This is a genomic window from Calothrix sp. NIES-2098, assembly GCF_963875125.1.
Taxonomy (GTDB): Bacteria; Cyanobacteriota; Cyanobacteriia; order Cyanobacteriales; family Nostocaceae; genus Aulosira.
In genome coordinates, this window is sequence record NZ_CAWNKJ010000001.1 from 604579 (window position 1) to 624463 (window position 19885).

18 protein-coding genes are annotated in these 19885 nt (G+C 39.4%); 8 read left to right on the plus strand and 10 right to left on the minus strand.

Annotated features, from left to right (window positions below):
- Nucleotides 1-13 precede the first annotated feature (13 nt).
- The 7 genes from AACU33_RS02485 to AACU33_RS02515 all read left to right on the plus strand — a co-directional run bounded on the left by AACU33_RS02485 (nucleotide 14) and on the right by AACU33_RS02515 (nucleotide 8720).
- Entirely contained in the window at nucleotides 14-1177 is a 1164-nt protein-coding gene (locus AACU33_RS02485) for a glycosyltransferase family 4 protein (RefSeq protein WP_339375711.1), read from the plus strand.
- A gap of 168 nt (nucleotides 1178-1345) precedes the next feature.
- Nucleotides 1346-3598: an ATP-binding cassette domain-containing protein gene (locus tag AACU33_RS02490; protein ID WP_096586888.1), complete on the plus strand. Its 2253-nt coding sequence runs from the start codon at nucleotides 1346-1348 to the stop codon at nucleotides 3596-3598.
- Between the two features lie 4 nt (nucleotides 3599-3602).
- Nucleotides 3603-4811 carry a glycosyltransferase family 4 protein gene (locus tag AACU33_RS02495; RefSeq protein ID WP_096586889.1) on the plus strand — a complete coding sequence of 403 codons (1209 nt, stop codon included), beginning with the start codon at nucleotides 3603-3605 and terminating at the stop codon, nucleotides 4809-4811.
- 20 nt (nucleotides 4812-4831) lie between these two features.
- Complete coding sequence (locus tag AACU33_RS02500; RefSeq protein WP_096586890.1) at nucleotides 4832-5791, plus strand: glycosyltransferase family 10 domain-containing protein; 960 nt, start codon at nucleotides 4832-4834, stop codon at nucleotides 5789-5791.
- Nucleotides 5792-5794: 3 nt separating this feature from the next.
- Nucleotides 5795-6769, plus strand: a complete 975-nt coding sequence (locus tag AACU33_RS02505; protein ID WP_096586891.1) for an Npun_R2821/Npun_R2822 family protein — start codon at nucleotides 5795-5797, stop codon at nucleotides 6767-6769.
- A gap of 3 nt (nucleotides 6770-6772) precedes the next feature.
- Nucleotides 6773-7663 carry an Npun_R2821/Npun_R2822 family protein gene (locus AACU33_RS02510; protein ID WP_096586892.1) on the plus strand — a complete coding sequence of 297 codons (891 nt, stop codon included), beginning with the start codon at nucleotides 6773-6775 and terminating at the stop codon, nucleotides 7661-7663.
- A 16-nt stretch (nucleotides 7664-7679) separates the two neighbouring features.
- Complete coding sequence (locus AACU33_RS02515; RefSeq protein WP_096586893.1) at nucleotides 7680-8720, plus strand: Npun_R2821/Npun_R2822 family protein; 1041 nt, start codon at nucleotides 7680-7682, stop codon at nucleotides 8718-8720.
- A gap of 112 nt (nucleotides 8721-8832) precedes the next feature.
- On the opposite strand, the gene AACU33_RS02520 is transcribed toward AACU33_RS02515, so the two are convergent.
- From AACU33_RS02520 to nfi, 8 genes are all read right to left on the minus strand, one after another.
- Nucleotides 8833-9207, minus strand: a complete 375-nt coding sequence (locus AACU33_RS02520; protein WP_096586894.1) for a hypothetical protein — start codon at nucleotides 9205-9207, stop codon at nucleotides 8833-8835.
- Nucleotides 9208-9259: 52 nt separating this feature from the next.
- The gene (locus AACU33_RS02525) at nucleotides 9260-10984 is read right to left on the minus strand and encodes an ABC1 kinase family protein (RefSeq protein WP_096586895.1); all 1725 of its coding nucleotides are present in this window, start codon (nucleotides 10982-10984) and stop codon (nucleotides 9260-9262) included.
- Nucleotides 10985-11478: 494 nt separating this feature from the next.
- On the minus strand, nucleotides 11479-11913 hold the full coding sequence (locus AACU33_RS02530; protein WP_096586896.1) for a hypothetical protein: 435 nt from the start codon (nucleotides 11911-11913) through the stop codon (nucleotides 11479-11481).
- 97 nt (nucleotides 11914-12010) lie between these two features.
- Nucleotides 12011-12721, minus strand: a complete 711-nt coding sequence (locus tag AACU33_RS02535; RefSeq protein ID WP_339375712.1) for a GDSL-type esterase/lipase family protein — start codon at nucleotides 12719-12721, stop codon at nucleotides 12011-12013.
- A gap of 69 nt (nucleotides 12722-12790) precedes the next feature.
- Nucleotides 12791-13678 carry a CPBP family intramembrane glutamic endopeptidase gene (locus tag AACU33_RS02540; protein WP_096586897.1) on the minus strand — a complete coding sequence of 296 codons (888 nt, stop codon included), beginning with the start codon at nucleotides 13676-13678 and terminating at the stop codon, nucleotides 12791-12793.
- 42 nt (nucleotides 13679-13720) lie between these two features.
- On the minus strand, nucleotides 13721-15679 hold the full coding sequence (locus tag AACU33_RS02545; protein ID WP_096586898.1) for an FHA domain-containing protein: 1959 nt from the start codon (nucleotides 15677-15679) through the stop codon (nucleotides 13721-13723).
- Nucleotides 15680-15744: 65 nt separating this feature from the next.
- Nucleotides 15745-16341: an FHA domain-containing protein gene (locus tag AACU33_RS02550; protein ID WP_096586899.1), complete on the minus strand. Its 597-nt coding sequence runs from the start codon at nucleotides 16339-16341 to the stop codon at nucleotides 15745-15747.
- Nucleotides 16342-16467: 126 nt separating this feature from the next.
- Nucleotides 16468-17133 (minus strand): deoxyribonuclease V, encoded by a 666-nt coding sequence (gene nfi / locus AACU33_RS02555; RefSeq protein ID WP_096586900.1) that lies wholly within the window; start codon nucleotides 17131-17133, stop codon nucleotides 16468-16470.
- 226 nt (nucleotides 17134-17359) lie between these two features.
- Between nfi and AACU33_RS02560 the strand changes: the two genes are divergently transcribed.
- On the plus strand, nucleotides 17360-17998 hold the full coding sequence (locus tag AACU33_RS02560; protein ID WP_096586901.1) for a histidine phosphatase family protein: 639 nt from the start codon (nucleotides 17360-17362) through the stop codon (nucleotides 17996-17998).
- A gap of 209 nt (nucleotides 17999-18207) precedes the next feature.
- On the opposite strand, the gene mnmH is transcribed toward AACU33_RS02560, so the two are convergent.
- Both mnmH and AACU33_RS02570 read right to left on the minus strand, forming a co-directional pair.
- On the minus strand, nucleotides 18208-19281 hold the full coding sequence (gene mnmH / locus AACU33_RS02565; protein WP_096586902.1) for a tRNA 2-selenouridine(34) synthase MnmH: 1074 nt from the start codon (nucleotides 19279-19281) through the stop codon (nucleotides 18208-18210).
- Between the two features lie 395 nt (nucleotides 19282-19676).
- Nucleotides 19677-19868, minus strand: coding sequence for a hypothetical protein (locus AACU33_RS02570; RefSeq protein WP_096586904.1), 192 nt, complete (start codon nucleotides 19866-19868; stop codon nucleotides 19677-19679).
- Nucleotides 19869-19885: the final 17 nt, after the last annotated feature.

A 19885-nucleotide genomic window follows, 5' to 3' on the forward strand; every position in this document is an offset into this window, starting at 1 on the left:
ACTAACAAATATAGTGAGAAAAATTTCCAAAATATCGCTACTAGTTGCTGACTTATCCAGCGCTGCTATCATGCGTGCTTATTTGCTAGCTAAAGCAATTAAAATTTTAGAGATTGAAGTTGAAATAGTCGGCTTTTTATTTGGAGAAAATCTATATAGCCATTTACCATCACAATTTCCAGTATATGATTTGCCTGGTAGTCAATTTCCTAAATTTGGGCAAGAAATCATCAAGATGTTACCCAAAATTCAGGGAGAAATAATTTATGCCATCAAGCCTCAAGTCGCAAGTTTTGGAGTAGCTCTACTAAAGAAAATATATAGCAAAAAGCCACTAATTTTAGATATAGATGACTGGGAACTTAGCTGGTATGGCGGTGATGACTGGAACTATCATCCTACACCCAAACAGCTAGCTAGAGAATTATTAAAATCAAATGGTGCCCTTAGAAGTCCTCATCATCCTTTATATGTGAAATGGATGGAAAAGCTGGTAAGCTGGGCTGATGCTGTAACCGTGCATACTGACTTTTTACAGAAACGTTTTGGAGGTACATATATTCCTAATGGCAAAGATATAACTTTATTCGATCCTGCTAGATATAATTCTGAAGCAAGCAGAATTCGCTATGGTTTATCTAAATATAAGATTTTAATGTTTCCTGGCGCACCAAGACCTTATAAAGGTGTAGAAGATGTTCTTATAGCGTTAGATAAAATTAATCAGCCTGACTTAAAACTAGCGATCGTAGGTGGAAGTCCTTATGATAATTATGATGAGCAACTTCAACAAAAGTGGGGACGCTGGATTATCAAATTGCCAAATTATCCAGCTGAAATAATGCCTGATGTAGTAGCTGCTGCTCACATTGTTGTTGTTCCCCAGAGAGATACACCGGAAACTCGCGCGCAATTCCCCTTAAAACTTACAGATGGAATGTCAATGGCTAAACCTGTATTATCAACGCGGGTTGGAGATATTCCAGAAATTTTAGGTGAAACAGGTTATTTAGTCGATCCTGCTAGCCCCGAACAAATTACCGAGCAAATTCAATTGATATTTCAAGATTTAGATTTAGCAAATGAGCGTGGCAAAAATGCCAGAACAAGATGTGTTGAAAAATATAGTATAGAAGCGATGGCTGCTAGTTTAAAATCAGTAATTTCTCGGTTGTAAATACTGTTTATGGGTAATTGTAATTAATTAACTAATTTTTCAATAATCTTTATTTAACTAATATCTGTATTTACACTTAACAGATTTAAATTAATTGAAAAACTAGGCAATATAGCAACAATTAGAAAATTCGTGTTAATAATAAATAAATTATAATATGCGTAACTGATGTCCACTCAAAAACTCCTACTAAGATTTGCCAAGCCTTATCCAGGCTTGATTATTTTAACTATAATTTTAGGATTTTCAGGTGCATTATTTAATGGTGTCAGCGTAACTTTAATTGTGCCAGTTATTTTAAAAATTGTTGGGCAAGAAGTTAATTTAACTAATGCCCCACCAATTCTTACTGCTATCATGTCCCCCTTTGATAAAGTTCCAGAAAATTACCGTATCGGGGTCATGGCTGGAGCAATTATATTAACAATTTTTTTAAAAAATCTTGCTACTTATAGCAGTAGTTTAGCATCGAGTTCTCTAACACGAAAGCTAACAACCGATATGCGAGAAGCCGGATTAAAAATATTATTAGAAATCGATCTAGACTATTATGCCAAGACAAGAGTTGGGGATTTAATTAACAGGCTCGGCGGGGAAACTGGCCGCGCTGCTAGTGCTGTAGGAAGTACCGTTAAGTTAATTATCTTAGGTATTACGATTTTAGTTTTTGTCGGTTTATTGTTGTCAATATCTTGGCAGTTAACAATTGCTGCAACAGTTTTGCTATCTTTAGTAACTTTAATCAATCAGTCTGCTATTGCCCGTTCCAAAATATTTGGTAAGCAGCTAAGTGATATGTCTAAAGCATATTCAATTGCTGTATTAGAAGCTTTAAATGGGATGCGGTTAGTTAAATCAACAGGAAATGAAGCTAGAGAATTCCACAAGATTAGCAAATTAATTCGCACTCGAGAGAAAGCTGATTTTCAATCTCAGGTCAACTCAGAAGCGATCGCACCTCTGAGTGAGGTAATGGGAGTGATAGCTTTAATGCTGATTGTGCTATTAAGTAAAACCTTTTTTGCCGATCAGATTGTCTCCCTATCCACCGTCATCCTGACATATTTATTGGTGTTATTGCGGGTGCTACCTTTAATTTCTCAATTAAATGCTATTCGCAGTGGATTTGCGAGTACAGCTACCAGCGTGGATGTGGTGAATGACTTTTTAAGTCTAAATCGGCCATTCATGGGTAACGGTCAGCTTACCTACACAAAATTACAAGAGGGAATAAGTTTTAATTCACTTACTTTTGCTTATCCAGGTCATGAAAAATTAGTACTCCAAGATGTCACCTTAGATTTACCTCGCGGTCAGACTCTTGCATTGGTAGGTAGTTCTGGTGCTGGTAAATCAACATTAGCCGATTTGTTACCAAGATTTTATGACCCTATAGCTGGCTCTATTACGATTGATGGCAAAGACTTGCGCGAATTTGATGTTATATCCTGGCGAAAGCGCATGGGAATTGTCAGCCAAGATACTTTTTTGTTTAATGAATCAGTGCGATATAACATCGCCTATGGTAAGCCAGAAGCTAGCGAAGACGAAATTATCACCGCAGCCAAGCAAGCAAACGCCTATGAGTTTATTAGTAAATTACCGCAGGGATTTGATACCTTAATTGGCGATCGCGGCGTGATGTTATCTGGCGGACAAAGGCAAAGATTAGCGATCGCCCGCGCACTCGTACAAAACCCAGAAATTTTAATTTTGGACGAAGCCACCAGCGCCCTAGATACGGTTTCCGAACGCTTAGTGCAAACCGCACTGGATGACCTCAGCCGCGATCGCACAACCTTAGTAATTGCTCACCGCCTCTCCACAGTCCAAAAAGCCGATCAAATTGCTGTTTTGGATAAAGGACGAGTGGTAGAAGTGGGAACCCACGAACAACTTTTACAAAAGGGTGGTTATTACTCACATCTCTACTCCATGCAATTTACAGATCGCCCTGAAACTACAACTAAAAGTAATCAAAGCTTGCTCCGTATCTCTCACGAAATTCGCACCCAACTAAACTCAACAATTGGCTTATTACGTTTATTAATTGACGATTTAGTAGACAATTCTCAAGAGCGACAAGAATTAATTGCAGAGTCTTACAAATCAGCCAGAAGACTTCTCACTACTGTGGATATTTTTGATGATATTGTTAACCTACAAATCAAAGAAAAATTTATCTCTATTCCCGAACCAAACCATAGTAATATAGCAACCCAAACTCAGGCTCCAAAGTTAAATCATATCTCAGTTGAGTTTCGCAGTTGTCTCAATTCAATCATTGACTCTCTTCGTTCTCTAGCTGATGAGTTAATTTCTCCAGAACAAGAGCAAAAACAATTAATTTTAGAATCTTATAAATCTGCTATTTTTCTTGTAGATAATTTAGAAAAAATTGAAGATAGCATTATTGCTTAAAAATATGAAAATTTCTAAGCTTAAAAAGCATTATGTTTTTTTCATCGGTGAAGAATTACCTCAGCCTGAAGCTCATTTAGTTCAATCTACTAATGCAGCTAATGCTGCCGCCAACTTAGGATACTCAACAGTTTTAGTATATCCTAATAAACAAACAACAACTATTAAACTAACTAATTTAATTTGTCCTTTTAAACCACGAAAAATACCAACCGAACTTGTTAAATATTACAATCTCCATGACAAGTTAAAAGTTGCTCCCTTACCAATGCCTTGGCCAATTGATAAATTAAGAAGTAAATTCGCCAACTCTAACACCATTGCTTGTAAGTATTATCTACCATTTCATATACTTCCAACTACTCAACTTGTACATAGCCGTAACTGGAATTTTGTCAAGGCTGCTATTAAAAACGGCATTCCTGCAATTTATGAACATCATCACCATGAAAATAAGTTATTTGAACCAGAAATAGTTAATAATCCTCTGTTTCAAATTGCGGTGACGGTTGTAGAGCCAATTCGCGAATCCATGATTAAAAATGGTATGCCAGCAGAAAAAGTCATCAGGCTACACAATGGTTTTAATCGCTTATTTATGCAGAGACAACCAGAAAAAGCAGCAGAATGGCGCAATAAACTCGTACAAAAACATTCTTATTTAGTAGTGTATGCGGGAGCGCTACAGCAATTTAAAGGTATTGATATGCTAATTGATGTAGCTAGCTATCTGCCAAATGTGCAATTTGTCTGTGCGGGTGGTAAGCCAAATGAAGTCGAAAAATACGAACAATTAGCAAAAAACAAAGAAGTTCCCAACATTAAATTTTTAGGGTATATCTTACATCATGAATTAGCTTCTTTGCTGCAAGCAGCCGATATTTTAGCTCATCCCCATTGTTTGGGAGAAGCGGCAACTTTCACATCTCCGTTAAAATTATTTGACTATTTCGCCTCTGGAACTCCTATTGTAGCTACAGAGATTCCTTCATTAATTGAGTTTAAGAATACCCAAGCTGTAGCTGCTTGGTGTGAACCAGATAATCCGCCAAAATTTGCTGAATGTTTGCAACAAGTTTTAGAAACTCATCCGAGAAAAGTAGATGGTTATTCAAATAGTATCGATTTTGTTCAGCAGTTTTCTTGGGAAAATCGAGCCGCAAAAATTTTGAGTTACGTCGATCGATCTCTACTTCCTCTAGTTATTACTTAAATTGTTTTTAAATAATTAATATGAATACTCAAACTATAGGTATGATTAGCAGCTATCGAGGTTTAGAAACTAGAGCCGATTGGCTGTGGCAACAAACATCAAATCCATTTGGTACTTGGGGCAATATCCAAATGCGCGCAACAGCGCCGAACCCAGACTTTTTATTAATGTATCAGTTTGATTTTATTCAGAAATCACCCCAGCCATCTTGGTTAGACAAATTTCGCAAAAGTCAGCAACAACCGACATTAGACTATAATTCTCGTCTCCGTGGTGTGAACAAAGAGAAAATTATTTATTTGCTGAGAGAACCGCCCTTAGATGAAATTGTAGAAATCAATAATTATAATTATCAACAAGCTCAAAATTATTGTGGCTACGTTTCTGGGCCTGATGACTTTGCTCCTCATCCTGACTATATGCCCGCTATTTGGTATCATTCAAATTCTTTTCAGGATTTAAATGAAATGCCATGTCCGGAAAAAATTGCTGCATGTAGTTGGATTACTTCTGGAATTAACCGCACAGCTAATCATCGCCAGCGTTTAGAATTTTTGCGTTCTTTACAATTAAATGAAATTAAGTTTGATTTGTACGGACGTAACTTACCAGCATGGGCGAAAATATCGGGAGAACTGAGTAATAAATGGTATGGCATGGCACCATACTATTACAACTTAGCAATTGAGAACTATACTGATAATAATTGGTATGTAAGTGAGAAGCTTTGGGATAGTTTACTTGCTTGGTGCTTGCCAATCTACTATGGGGGGCCAGCTGCTGATAAATTATTACCACCAGGTAGTTTCTTAAGATTGCCTAGTTTGGATGATAAAGGTATTGCTTACATTCAAGAAGTGACTGCTACGCCTGATGCTTGGTATGCAGCTAAAGATGCGATCGCAGAAGCACGTCAAATCATTTTACATAAGCTCAATCTACTAAACTGGTTATCAAATTTTGTTGTTAAATACGCATAAAATATGAATGGTATTTGTACCCTTGGTAATGATTATGTTTTCGATCAATTGCTAGCTTTACTTAACAGTATAGATGCAATTATAGGTTCGGATATTCCTGTTTGTATCTATCCTTTTGATGAGCAAACACAACGAATTTCTGACGCCATAGCTAATCGTCCTAATGTATTTATTTACGATAATCAAAAATCAATTCGACGCTGGGATGAATTTATGCTAGAGGCTAGTCCTGCTAGCATGAATCGCAAAAAATATAGAATTTATGGCGGTCATCGGAGATTTTGTGCTTTTGATGGGCCATTTGACAAATTTGTTTATTTAGATGCTGACACTCTAGTGATGAATTCACTAGATTTTGTGTTTCAAAAGCTAGATGAATATGATTGCGTCGTTTATGACTTTCAGTTTAAATATCCAGATAAAGTCTATAACATTAACTCCGATCAATTATTCAAGGTATTTGATAAACATCGCTTGTTAAACGAAATATTTTGTTCTGGGTTTTATGCTTCTAAACAAGGACTATTTAATGAAGAAAAAATCGCAGAATTAATATCTTATCTTCGTTCAGGAGAAAGAGACATACTCTATCCTACAGGCGATCAACCAGTTCTTAACTATATGTTTATGAGGTCTTGTATATCCGTTTATAACTTTGCCCATCACTTACCTGCTAACCAAGTTACAGGCTGTACTGTCACTTCTAAGCATTTTGAAGAAAAGGACAAAATTTTATATGACAAGGGTAATCGGCTAACCTATTTACATTACATTGGTGTTCCTCCTTACATCAATCAAGCAGTATGTGCGGGAGAAAATATTGAGTTTCCCTATCGAGAATTATTTCTTTATTACCGCTACTTACACGAACCAGATAAGCGTCCGGTATTTCACAATAAACCCAAACCTTATGATGCTCCACCTCCCAATTTACTTACCAGAGCCTTAAGAAAATTCAAGTTAATTCACCAAGGATAATTTATGAGTCGGGGAATTTATATAGTTGCTAACGATAAGGTAATGGATAATGCTATTGCTTTACTAAATAGCATTCGCTATTACGATCGGGAAGTTTTAGTTTATCTCATACCTTTTAATGAAAACTATCACAAAGTTGCCGAGCAACTTAGCACATTACATAATGTGCAAATTTTCCCAGATCTAGAATTGATTGAGAAATTTACTAAACGCATAGGCGAAATTTTTGATAGAGATTTCCTCGCCTTACCAAACAAAATGCGTAAGTTAGTAGCATGGTTTGGTCCTTTGGACGAATTCATTTATATTGATACTGACATTGTTGTTTTTGAAAAAATTGCTGATAATTTAGATAAACTTTCTGAAGTTGATTTCTTTTGTTGTGATTATCATCATGCTAATGACAAGCTGCGTAATATCTTTTCTCCATTAGTAAAAGAGCAGCAAATTTTTTCCGATAACCAATTAGAAGACGTTTTTAATAGTGGTTTTTGGGCTTCGAGAAAAGGTGCTATTACCGAGCCACAAATGGATGAAACTTTGCGTGAATGTGCTGCGCATCGCGAATATTTTGATTTTTCGGAAGGTGTTACAGACCAACCTATTCTGAATTATCTCATTCTCAAATTAATTGCCAAACGCGGTAATCTTGTCAAAATTCCTGGGGGAGGGCCTGGAAGTTGGGCTGGTTCGCGAAAATTCCAACAGCAAGACTACGTCCTTTATGACCGAGGACAAAGATTGAAATATCTGCATTGGGCTGGAATCAAGATGACAAGCAATAGCCCTTATTGGGAATTGTGGAAACACTATCGCTATCTTCATGAGGGTAAATTTGGTTTGATTCCAAAATTAACTCGTCGTTTATTCCCCTTTGTTACTACCCATACTTGATATTAGGAGTATTTTTATGGATGGTATTTACACTTTAGCTAATGATGTGGTCTACGACCAACTAGTTGCTTTACTTAACAGTATAGAAGCTAACGCTGGCAAAAAAATTCCGGTTTGTATCATTCCCTATAATGAGCAGTTAGATAAGGTTAAAGCAGAGATTGCAACTAGGGATAATGTCACTTTATTTGAAGACTATACATCTATCAATTACTGGGATAACTTTGCTACCCAAGTTTGGAAAAACTATCCCAGAGCACAAAAAACTTGGCGTCAGTGGGGTTTTTCTGAACTCTATGAGCTACCGATGCACCGAAAATTTTGTGTTTTGGATGGCCCGTTTGATAAATTTATTTATTTTGATGCAGATACTCTTTTAATGGGGTCTGTAGATTATATATATGAAAAGTTAGATAACTATGATTGGGTCACAAATGATTTTCAATATAAGTCTGACTTAAATTATATTTTTGATGGTTCTGTCGATTTAATGAAGCAAATTTTTCCAGTAGAAGACTTACAATCTCATATATTTTGTGCAGGTTGGTTTGCTACTAAAAAACACATCTTTTCGCCAGAAACCTTAGCCAGCCTCCTAGATAAATTACAGTCTGGTGAAGCTGATGTTATGGCTTTTATAGCACCAGATCAATCATTATTTAACTATATGGTATTGAGAAGCGGCATTTCATACTATAACTTTGCTTATCATAATGCCGATACAGTAACTGGAAATCACTGGAGTTCTAAATTTGATGTAGTTGATAATGTTCTTTATGACCAAGGAAGAAGATTGACATATCTACACTATATGAGTATAGGCTCATCCAAATTTACTAAACTTTGCGCTAGTGAAGATGTAGATATTCCTTATCGAGATGTGTTTTTGCATTATCGATATCTAAAAACTCCAGAAGCAAGACCTCAAAGCTTTAAGCGGCCAAATATACTCACTCAATGGCAAAATAATACTCAGAATTTTTGGAATCAAAAAGTTAGCAATATGAAGCTTAATTATCGTAATTTTAAAGATAAAATTACTAGACCTATTGCATAAGTTGGTATTTTAAATATTAAGCCACAGATAAACATCAATTTATCTGTGGCTTTTTTATCTTAATTGAAATTTCTGTCAGAGGGATAAGGCAGAATCACCGATTTTACTAGCATTAAGACAGAGAATCTAAATCTAGAGATTGCATACCTCGACGCTCTGCAAATTCCAGCATACTTCCTAATTGTACCCACAGTAACAAACAAGTAAGTAAACCAAGTGGCAAACCTACTCCTAAAGCAAGGAGAGTGGGAAAGCCAAATATCTCAAAACCTGAATAGAGAAATAGGCAAATACCACCAGTGATACCGAGAAATGGCACAACGAGTTGTTTTAATGAGGAACGCGGTTTAACATTCTCTGCGCGATCGCTTGGCCATTTTTGCACAATTACTTTTAAAGTACCAGATAAGGCTATGCCAGAAGTTAATGCAATTAATAAACCAAAAAGTAACAGGAAGTATGGTGGATGCAGGGGATAATAGTACATGAACACTCCTAATTGCTGAAGAAATTTAAAAGTAACTGAGCGTTTTTACTTGTTAGTTTTTAGCTTGTGCCCCATTCTCACCAAAAGTCATAAAGGATGTCGCTTTTGGAAGAATGGTTGCTACGCCTTCTCTAGATAACTCTGTTAAAAAACCGATCGCAACATTGAATAAACGATTCGGCTGTAAGTCATCTTTTACTAGATTCCACAGGCGTTGAACTTCTTCTGTATGCAGACGGTCGTCTTCAGTGAGAGCTAGCACCAACTGATTGCGAAGAAACTTTCCTTCTTCAGAAAGTAGAAATTGCAATCCCATTTGGGCTGTAGGTAAGACATCAAAGCTACCATCAGTACGCGCAATCGCAATTAAATTCTCTAACCGCTGCCACTGGAATTTACCATCTTTAAACAGCACATTGAGTAACCGCCGCCGTAATTCCGGAGATTCGCCTGTCAGCAATCGTCGTGCGATATAGGGATAACCAACCTCAACAATTTTGAAATTCGGATTGAGGCTCAGAGCAATACCTTCTTGGGTGACTAGGGAACGAATAATCAAAGCAAACTTCGCTGGAACTCGGAAAGGATATTCATACATCAGTTCCGAAAATTCATCTGTAATCGTTTTGAAGTTAAAATCTCCAACGTTTTTGCCGATAGCGTTACCCAAGACTGACTCTAATGCAGGGACAATCGGACAAATATTTGTCTCTGGTGTGAGAAAGCCCAACTTGACAAAGTCTGTAGCTAAGTCGGAGTAGTCTTTATTTACTAGATGCACCAAAGCATCAACTAAAGTTTCTTTAGTAGTTTCCTCTAGTTGATCCATCATCCCGAAATCTATGTAAGCCATCCGACCATCGGGCATGGCAAACAAGTTTCCTGGATGGGGGTCAGCATGAAAGAAACCGTGTTCTAATAGCTGTTGTAAACCTGAGGTGACACCGATTTTGATGATTTCTTCTGGATCTAAACCGACGGCGCGGATACTTTTTGTATCTGTGAGCTTAAAGCCGTTAATCCATTCCAGAGTGAGAACGCGGCTATTGGTATAGCGCCAATAAATACTAGGGACTTTGACACTAGGATCGTCGCGAAAGTTGTGCGCAAATTTTTCTGCGTTGCGACCTTCATTAATATAGTCAATTTCCTCAAATAATTTCGTGCCAAACTCGTCCACAATTAAAGTGAGGTCGTGACCGAGATTAAGAGGTAGCCAAGGCGCTAACCAACTTGCAGCCCAACGCATGAGATACAGGTCAAGTGTCAAAATTGGCCGTAAGTTAGGGCGTTGTACTTTCACTGCTACTTCTTCGCCAGTCATCAAGCGACCGCGATACACTTGACCCAAGCTAGCAGCAGCTACGGGTTTGGGCGAAAGTTCGGCAAAGACCTCGTTAACTGAGCGATCGAGTTCAGTCTCGATAATTTGATAGGCTAGTGCATTATCGAAAGCTGGTAATTGGTCTTGTAACTTGACCAATTCTTCTAAGAAATCTTTACGTATCAGATCGGGTCTGGTCGATAGGGCTTGACCTACTTTAATAAAAGTAGGGCCAAGGCCAGTGAGCAGTTCTCGTAATTGAGTGGCGCGTTTTCTCTTGTTCTGCTCTACTTGATTTTGCCATTCATCCCACTTCAGACTAATAATAAATCCAGCAAACGACCAGATAATTCTCAGTAATCGTCCCCATATTAGCCAGGGACGGTAACGGTAGTAACGAGCGATCGTGTCTGGATTGTAGCGCCTTAGCTGAGCAGATTGATACTGACCCACGCTTTTATTTGCCTCTTCAACTGGAAAATTTACACTTTTTTGTTGGTTTCTAACAGTACTTGCTCATGCAAGTCAAAGATACCGAGAGTTTTTATAAAACACAATAAAGCTTTACCCATTTCTGGATAGTTTTACGGCAATATCAGCCTACTTTACTGCTGAGTTTTTGTTATCTTTTTCTTAATTATACTTTAGAAAACTACAAATATTCCTTCTGTATAAGGATTTTGGGTGTTAGTGTAATATTAAATACAATTAGGTATGGCACATTTGTCATTTGTCATTGGTTATTTCTCCCCTACCCTACCCTGCGGGAACCCTCTTCGAGGGAACGGGAACGACTTCGTTGAACGGGTGATGCTCCTTCGTCGCTAACGCCAGTCGCCTACGTAGGGAAACCCTCCCGCAGCGCTGATCTCACTTGTCTCCTTTCTCCCCACACTCCCTACACTCTCTTCTCCCTTAGCCCTTCGTCTACTTCTCAAGACAAACGCCTAAAGCCACTCCCCGCCCCGGAAACGCCAACGAATAAAGATGATGCGCATGAGGCTTTGGGAGGTAATGAATACTGCTAGCCAAACTACGCTGTAATGCAGGAGAAAAATTTGTGGTGGTAGTTCTTCTTTGGGTATAGGTATTGGTAAGAAGCCAAACAGTTTGACGCCACAGAAGACAAATATAAATTCCCAAATTCCGGCGAAGAGTTGATATGCTGCGGGCCAGTCTCTATCCCAACGCAATTTTTGTAGATAGTTATAAAGTACATCCCAACCTAAGCCGAAGATGGCGACATAGGCAAGTATCCAGAAATAAACTGAATTAGGGCCGGGGCCAATTAAACCGACTGCAAAAGGTAATGTGACTAATACACCTACAGTTGCTAGTAGTAATAATCGAGTTTGCCATCGACCAAATAAAGTTGGAGTCATAACTGTACTGAGTAATAAGTTGAATAGAATTTCATCATACTCATATTAAAAAACTCCACAAGATTGTGGAGCTTTTCGTAAAAATGGAAAATTTTGTTTAAATTGCTAGGGGAGAATGATAGTTTGCCAGTGCTTCCCAGTTGATTACATCTTCTAACAAAGCTTGATAACCTAGTGTATTAGGGTGAAGTCCATCATCACTGATATGTTTGCGCCGCCAAAGTTCGCCACGTTCTATCCATTGGTCGAAAATATCGAGATAGGGAATTCGGCGTTTATTACAGGCAATTCTAGTTGCTTCTTTGTAGCGGTACTGATCGGCATGATTATAGTAGAAGCAATCTAGAAATGGCATTTTGGCTTCATCAACTGGAACCATGCCAACAAATACTACAGGACAGAGTTGTTGCGCTTGTTCTAGTAGTTCGGCTATTTCTGATTCAAATAAAGTGAAATCTGTGTAATTTCTTCCATTGGGACGAGATAACCGCGCTGAATCATTTACCCCTACTGACAAAATAATTAAGTCGGGGACGCGATTTCGCAGTTCACCTCGGTGGCGAAATTCTACTTCTAGCCTTTGGGCGACTTGTTGAGTGCGATCGCCTCGTACTCCCAGGTTATAAAGAACATGGCCAGTACTATCGGGTAACATCCACTGTCGCCGTAGTTGTTCAACCCAGCCTCCTTTATCCGGATCGCCAAATCCATATACTAAGCTATCCCCCAGTGCGATAATCTTCAAAGGCTGACAATGGTTTGGAGCTATAGACAGCTGCATTGAGGAAGGTCGCTCGAATGTTTGCATCTTAAAAAAGACTATATTTTATATCTTGACAAGATTCTATACATTTCTACACCATTACAAAGTATATTTCTACTCTCTACTTTGGGAAAAGTTGATAAAGTAAGGAACTAGAGTATCTCTTGGCGGCCAATTGCGATAGAGAAATCGCACTAGTAAAGGCAGTGAAATCAGCATGAGTACAACACCAAGCCACCAGCTAGAACGTAATTGCTCTAAAAGGTTAGCGGTGGAAGTAGTCTTGGAAGCCCCTGATAATAAACTCATGCCTACGGCTAGTGAATTGTTGAAGGCATGGCAGGCGATCGGTACAATCAGCGTGCGGGTTTTGATATATAAAACCCCCATAGTAATTCCAAAAAGGGTCAATCCCAAAACATTTGCGTGTAATATTCCAAACAATAATCCAGAAACCACCACAGCAGTTTGAATGCCCCATTTGCAAGCCCAGCGCTGTAAGATTATTCCTCTAAATAGAAATTCCTCAGTAATTGGCGCAATGACTATGTATACTATACCCGTCAGCAAGTTATAAGATATTGGTAAAGTAGTCCCAGGCGATGGTTTAGTAGCAACTTGGCGCATAACATTTTCTACAAAAGTAGGCGCTGCTAGGGAGAGTAAATAAAAAGACACCAAGTAAGCACTGAGAGAAAACAGAATAATTAATAAGACTAAACCGACCATCGGCAGCCATTTATGCCTGTTTGGTACTCGTCCGACTACATATTTGAGATCGATGCCAAAGCGATGAAAGTCTGTTAGTTCCCAAAGGCACAGAAATCCGAAAATTAAAACGTAGAGGACTAAAGTAACAACTTGCGTATTGAATTTTACACCAGTGAATCCTTGAACCATCCCTAGAGCAACACCAAGACCAATCGTTAATAGTAAACCCCGCAAAAATAAATTACGAACTTTGAGCTTGAGGAATGGATTAGGAGAATTCTCAGGTGTCATAAATCAATTGTGGCGATCGCCTATAGTTTTGTTAGCTATCACCTAAGTGGGAGACTGATTAAATACCCACTTCAACCACTGGCTAAAAGAACTTAAGGCGTTCAACCGCTTCACTCCAGGGGCACGGGCAGCAGCGAGTCCATCAACGGCAACTAATGCGGCATACTGCAAGCCTAAGAAGCTATCAACTGCTGCATAAGGCCCGCCAAGGGTAATTGCGCCTGCGGCGTACATTTGACCTTTCGTGTTACGCATTTCTACTAACTCAAAGTTGTTGGCGACAACTAACCGCCCTAGGTGATTTAGCGGCAGATTGTAATGTTTTACCAGGTCATCTAATAAAGGATTAGTTTGGACTTTGGCATCCAAACCAGTGGCATCAATAATAAAGTCAGCCTCAAGTTTCATTTCTCCCAAGCCCTTTTCACGGATATGGGTAATAGTGCGGTTTTGGCTACCTTGTTCCACACCTAAAACTTCCCCAAAGGTAATTTGATACCAACCTTCACTTAACCCTTGTTCTGTAATTTTCTGCCAATCATAACGATCTGCTGTGGTAGTGCCACCCCAATCTGCTAGAAGGCTTTTACGTTCATCAGGACTAGCTTTTTCTAGCATGACACGCAATTCACCACCCCAACAAGCTTTCGGCCAGTTAAAGGGCTGAAATTCATAATGATTTTTCACTGCACGTTGGGCTTTTTGGAATTTGTTGCCTTGGGGTTTAGGCGATCGCATTAAGTGCAAAACTGTAATATTCCGGTTTTTCTTGCGCGCTTCATAAATTCGCTGCACAATCCGCGAAGCCACAATTCCCCGCCCCCGCAGTAACACCGTACCACCCTGTTGCTCTAGCTGCTGATAAACACCATCGTGTTCCTCATAAGCATTCACAACAGCTTTAAAGTCTTGATATTTTTCTCTATAAGCTTGTAAATCTGGTAAAAATTGAATCGCTGGATAGCCTGTTGCTAAATGTAAATAACGTGTTACTAGAAAAGCATAATTTCTCGGGCCGCGAGAATAGGCTACGCAATATCTCCCATCTTCAGTTTTGCGAATTGCCCTAACTCGCCCATAGCTATAAATTTGTTGCCAGCCAATGCGCTTTGCTTCCCTGTCAATGGAATTAAAGACGTTACCCGCACGCGGAGTATAGGTTTCCACAAATGTTGGTTCAGCAAACACCTGCCATAAATATCTAAATGCTGAGTTAGGCTTACCTTGGGTAAAATCATGCCAAGCTTCTCTTAAAGCATAGCTAGGCCAGCCCCAAATGTTATCAGGACAGGAGTCTGAATTAGACCTTAATCTTTCATATAAAGGAATTTGAGAATTTAAACACAGGCGCTTGTAACGGGCATAAGGTTCAGCTTCTAATCCCAAAGCGACAATTTTATCAGCACGGACACCGCTAAGTCGCAATAAATCAGTCCAGATAAAGCTACCCAGCCCAGCCCCAACTGCAAGATAATCGCATTCATCTACAGGTAAGCCTGTAGCGTGAAGTGCTTGTACAACTACCTGCTGTGCTTGAAATGCTGGTGGCGGAAAGTTGCTACCAACTGGCGTGACAACTGGTGCAGCAGGCAAACTGGGGTCTGGGAGATTGGTATTCGGATTAAACTGAATAGCTGAAGGGGGGCTAGTAACTGGTACAGGTGCATTGATACTAAAAGTCACCGCGATCGTGTAGGGGCCAATTTGTACCGTGTCACCGTTAGCCACAACGCTGCGTGTTTGTCGTTGACCGTTGACAAATACACCATTGACACTGCCTTGATCTGTCAATACCAGTTGATTTTGTTCCCAGTCAAGTAGGGCATGGTAGCGAGAAACTTCATTACTATTCAGCAGCATCCGTGATACACGCTCTCCTCTGAGTTCGGTTGGTAAGCGTGCAAATTCGCGACCAAAAGCGATCGGTACACTTAATCTAGGTTCTCTTCGTTCTCCTGTAGCTGGATCGTCCCAACTTAATTGAATATGTAAGTTTGTCATTTGTCATTGGTCATTTGTCATTGGTCATTTGTCCCCACACTCCCCACACTCCCTCACTCATCCCTTCAATGATTCGGTGCAACTAATACGCTAACTGCGGCGGCTAAGGATGTTCCACACCAAGGACAGCCAACTTGCAGATTCTCAGAGGGGGAGACTTTATGACATTTGGGACACTCTAAGCCATAAACGCCTGGTGGTACGGGGGGTGTTGGTGAATGTTGGTGATGTCTAATTTGTACCTGTGGTTGCTGGTTGATTGGTGGTCTGGTGGGATGGGTACTTGCGATCGCTGGGGTTGGAGGTGTCAAAATTGTTGGCGGAATACTGTTAATGGAAATGGCTGTGACTTTGACTTCCATTTGTCCTAATTGAATAACGCTGCCCTCTCTTAGAGGCAGTTCGCCTTGAACTAGTTGTTGTCTATCTACTAAAGGCGGGTTTTGCGATCGCAGGTTTCTAATGTAAAAGTTTTGCTGCTGGGGGTGAAAAAAGATTTCTACGTGCAGACCAGATACAGTAGGGTTAGTTACAACAATGTCGCACCGGAGTGGATCTCGACCGATGCGGACAGTACCAGGATTTTTGCTTGGTTGTTGTTCGTAAATGTTCTGTGTTTTCTCTTGACCTGCATCGTGCCACTGTAAAGTTAGTGCATTCATCGTTCTAACTTGTAACTTTTATTTGGTTACTTCAACTCCTTTCTGTGCGATTCCTAACACGACTGGGCAGGGGCAAGCAAGTATTTAGAAAAAACTTCAAATAAAACAATATATCTCATCTCGACTTTATCTCGAAGATGCTAACTTATCCGCAATGCGTGTAGTTTCTGGCAGCCGATATTTAGTTGTGCAACGCATTACGTAGTCAATTGCTGTCGGTAAACTAACTCGATGACCGCTGGAAATATATAAAGGCTTGACTCCTGTGCGCGTGCGTAAAACTGCGCCAATCGTTTCTCCCTTATGTATTAGCGGTTGCCAGCTGCCTTTTGTTTCTGGCACTTCTTCGTACTTGCCAATTAGTAAGGATTTTGCCACGCCGATGGTGGGTAGATCTATCAGCAATCCTAAATGGCTAGCTATGCCAAGTCTGCGGGGATGGGCGATGCCTTGACCATCACACAGAATTAGGTTTGGCATGATTTTTACTTTTTCTAGAGCATCAAGTACAGCTGGGATTTCCCGAAATGAAAGGAAGCCTGGAATATAAGGAAATGTCGTAGGGCGGCGCGCTAGGGTAGTCTCAACGACTTGCAAGTGGGGGAAACTCAACACGGCAACTGCGGCACGGCTAATCGTACCATCAGCTTCAAAGCCCATGTCCACCCCTGCTACATATTGGACAGGTTCTGGGAATCGATCTTCTGTAATTATCCGATCGCGCAATTTCTCTTGGATAGCGATCGCTTCTTCTAGGTTATGAGGCCATGTATGTTCTTGATAAATCTTCATATTTAGGCTTGAACTTAATAAAATTCAAAGGTTCTATTGCCCGAAATCTCTATTAGCAATAGTGTATATATTGTTGCCAATTAATTTATTTTTTTGTAATCTTTTGCTAAAGTTAGAGCGCTACAATTTTATTTGATTACTTTGTCCTGGTGGCACATAAAAGATTGCGAAATTGATGGTAGTTTATTTTTGCACAAACTCCTCGATCCCAATCGCGATACAAGCTATGACACTCAATTTATATTTACTGCGACATGGAGAAACTACTTTTAGTCAAAGTGGTAATTTTTGCGGTGAAACTGATGCGGAGTTGACCGCTGAAGGGATGCAGATGGCAGAGAGTTTTGCCGATGTTTATCAAAAATTGAAATGGGAAGCGGTTTATGCTAGCCCAATGAAGCGCACAATTGCAACTGCCAAGCCCTTTTGTGATGCTATTGGTATGGATATGCAGTTGCGTGACGGGCTGAGAGAAGGTAGTTATGGCGAATGGGAAACTAAGAGTAAATCGTTTGCCCAAGAGAATTACGCCCAAAATTATGTGAAATGGTTGACAGAACCTGCTTGGAATGCACCACTAGGTGGAGAAACAGCGGTAGATATTGCTAACCGTTCCATGCCTGTAATTGCTGAAATTCAAGACAAACATCCCCAAGGTAATGTTTTAGTAGTTTCCCATAAAGCCACGATTCGGATTATGCTTTGCAGTCTACTGGGAATTGATTTGGGACGCTATCGCTATCGGGTGAATATTTTGGTCGCGTCGGTAAGTATGGTTAAATTTGACGTTAATGGCCCTTTGTTAGAAATATTAGGCGATCGCCATCATATCCCCGATCGTATTCGCTCTCGTCCGGGAACATAATAGTTGTTAATAGTTTTTCAAGAAACTGTTGACATAATATCTGCGTTCGCTGCAACAAAATCTGGGCAAGAAATCTAAGGACAAGATAAAGCTCAGAGCGATCGCCAAATTTTTTGGTCTATTGATAGTGTAAATAGGAAAAATTAGTGTTTGACGTTGCTAAATATCAGCAATTGATGGTTGTTATATAAACCTATACATCCATTATCTTAGCTCATTTTAGAGAATATATAATTCGGCAATAAAGTATCTAGCAAAGCATCAATACTACTATCAGATAAGTCTGAAATCTGTAGAAGTTTTTCAGCTTTATTAAAATTACTCTTAATTGAACGTTTATAGATGGGGTCGTAATAGGAGTGCAATAAGTCTTGCACCAATATTTCCCAATTACCGATATCAATTAGCTGATACCATTGGCTCAATTTCTCCCAACCACAGCGATATTTAAGTTTCTCCAGCTTTTGTTTTAAAATCTCAGGATGATTTACTAGATGAGTATATTCTTGTAAGAGAAACTTGACTCTAGCTGCTGTTGGTAGTTCAATCTCTATACAATTGGCTTGCCTCATTTTATTCCATAGAGACTGAGGCAAATAAACTTTCCCAATTTTATTACTTTCTGATTCGATCCACACTGGCTGATGCGGATCGAAACTTTGCAGTTTTTGTAATAAAAGAGTTTCAAAGTATTTTTGTGAGGGTTGGTAAGCAAGTTTTCCTTGCAATTCTCCACCCAAGAGAGAACCGCGATGATTAGCTAAATTTTCTAAGTCTAAAACTTGAGCGTTTCGCTGACTCATCTTATCTAAAATGTAAGTCTTACCGCTACCACTTAAACCGCACAAAATCTGATAAGTAAATTTTTTTGGCAGATGTTCTAGTTGTTGGCGTACATAAGCACGGTAAGTTTTGTATCCGCCATCAATCACGCTAACGCGCCAACCAATTTGCGTTAGCACCAAAGCCATGCTACCCGAACGCTGCCCACCCCGCCAGCAATAAATTAAAGGACGGTAGTCTTTCTCTTTAGCAGCAAAATGTTGACTGAGATGCTGATAGATATTTCTAGATACTAAAGCAGCACCAATTTTTTTTGCAGTGAAGGGGCAAACTTGTTTATAAATTGTTCCCACTTCAGCGCGTTCGGCATCATTTAAGACTGGTAAATTAATTGCACCAGGAATGTGGTCTTCTATAAATTCGCTAGGCGAACGCACATCAATGATTTCACTATAATTTTCAGTCCAGGGTTGCCGAGTATATATAACTAAGGGTGACATAGCCTTAACATTCTCACTTGCTTAATTTTGACACTTCCATAACTTGAGTAGCGAAATTTGTAATTAGGTGAATTTAAATTAATCTATGTAAACAGTCAGACAATTTTAGATTTTATTTAGATTCATCCCAGCTACCAGGGTATGATGCTGGGGAATTTTGCATTTGTTTGAAGCTACTTGCAGATGAGGGATTGACTAAAAAAATCTCAACTTGCCAGTCAAGAAACAGGCTATCCCAGAACCAGGACAAATATAGCACTCCTATTTGCTCAGTGAAATTAGTCTGGGCAGTTAACAGGAAGCAGAGATTGTTGAAAGTAAACATCAGCAGTCATATTGATAAGCTGAATAAATTATCAAAAATAAAACAAAAATCGGTAGTGAAAGCTGAATTTTCATGGCGCTTGGTGGAGTATAAGTTGCGATCGCCGATCAAAATCTATCAACAGTATCCAAACAGCTTGCGGAATTTTCGTCATTGTATCGGTATTTGGGCGATCGCCGTGACAGGGGTTAGACCAATTTTTCTTCGTATCTTGAAGAAATCCTGTAACTGTCTCATTGATAACAGAATCCGACTTAGCCATAGCAAACTTGCAATTTT

What these genes read in the sequence shown, in the direction of transcription:
- AACU33_RS02490 (WP_096586888.1), top strand. Translation starts at nt 1,346, where the DNA reads ATGTCCACTCAAAAACTCCTACTAAGATTTGCCAAGCCTTATCCAGGC.
- AACU33_RS02495 (WP_096586889.1), top strand. Translation starts at nt 3,603, where the DNA reads ATGAAAATTTCTAAGCTTAAAAAGCATTATGTTTTTTTCATCGGTGAA.
- AACU33_RS02500 (WP_096586890.1), top strand. Translation starts at nt 4,832, where the DNA reads ATGAATACTCAAACTATAGGTATGATTAGCAGCTATCGAGGTTTAGAA.
- AACU33_RS02505 (WP_096586891.1), top strand. Translation starts at nt 5,795, where the DNA reads ATGAATGGTATTTGTACCCTTGGTAATGATTATGTTTTCGATCAATTG.
- AACU33_RS02510 (WP_096586892.1), top strand. Translation starts at nt 6,773, where the DNA reads ATGAGTCGGGGAATTTATATAGTTGCTAACGATAAGGTAATGGATAAT.
- AACU33_RS02515 (WP_096586893.1), top strand. Translation starts at nt 7,680, where the DNA reads ATGGATGGTATTTACACTTTAGCTAATGATGTGGTCTACGACCAACTA.
- AACU33_RS02520 (WP_096586894.1), bottom strand. Translation starts at nt 9,207, where the DNA reads ATGTACTATTATCCCCTGCATCCACCATACTTCCTGTTACTTTTTGGT.
- AACU33_RS02530 (WP_096586896.1), bottom strand. Translation starts at nt 11,913, where the DNA reads ATGACTCCAACTTTATTTGGTCGATGGCAAACTCGATTATTACTACTA.
- AACU33_RS02535 (WP_339375712.1), bottom strand. Translation starts at nt 12,721, where the DNA reads ATGCAAACATTCGAGCGACCTTCCTCAATGCAGCTGTCTATAGCTCCA.
- AACU33_RS02540 (WP_096586897.1), bottom strand. Translation starts at nt 13,678, where the DNA reads ATGACACCTGAGAATTCTCCTAATCCATTCCTCAAGCTCAAAGTTCGT.
- AACU33_RS02545 (WP_096586898.1), bottom strand. Translation starts at nt 15,679, where the DNA reads ATGACAAACTTACATATTCAATTAAGTTGGGACGATCCAGCTACAGGA.
- AACU33_RS02550 (WP_096586899.1), bottom strand. Translation starts at nt 16,341, where the DNA reads ATGAATGCACTAACTTTACAGTGGCACGATGCAGGTCAAGAGAAAACA.
- nfi (WP_096586900.1), bottom strand. Translation starts at nt 17,133, where the DNA reads ATGAAGATTTATCAAGAACATACATGGCCTCATAACCTAGAAGAAGCG.
- AACU33_RS02560 (WP_096586901.1), top strand. Translation starts at nt 17,360, where the DNA reads ATGACACTCAATTTATATTTACTGCGACATGGAGAAACTACTTTTAGT.
- mnmH (WP_096586902.1), bottom strand. Translation starts at nt 19,281, where the DNA reads ATGTCACCCTTAGTTATATATACTCGGCAACCCTGGACTGAAAATTAT.
- AACU33_RS02570 (WP_096586904.1), bottom strand. Translation starts at nt 19,868, where the DNA reads ATGGCTAAGTCGGATTCTGTTATCAATGAGACAGTTACAGGATTTCTT.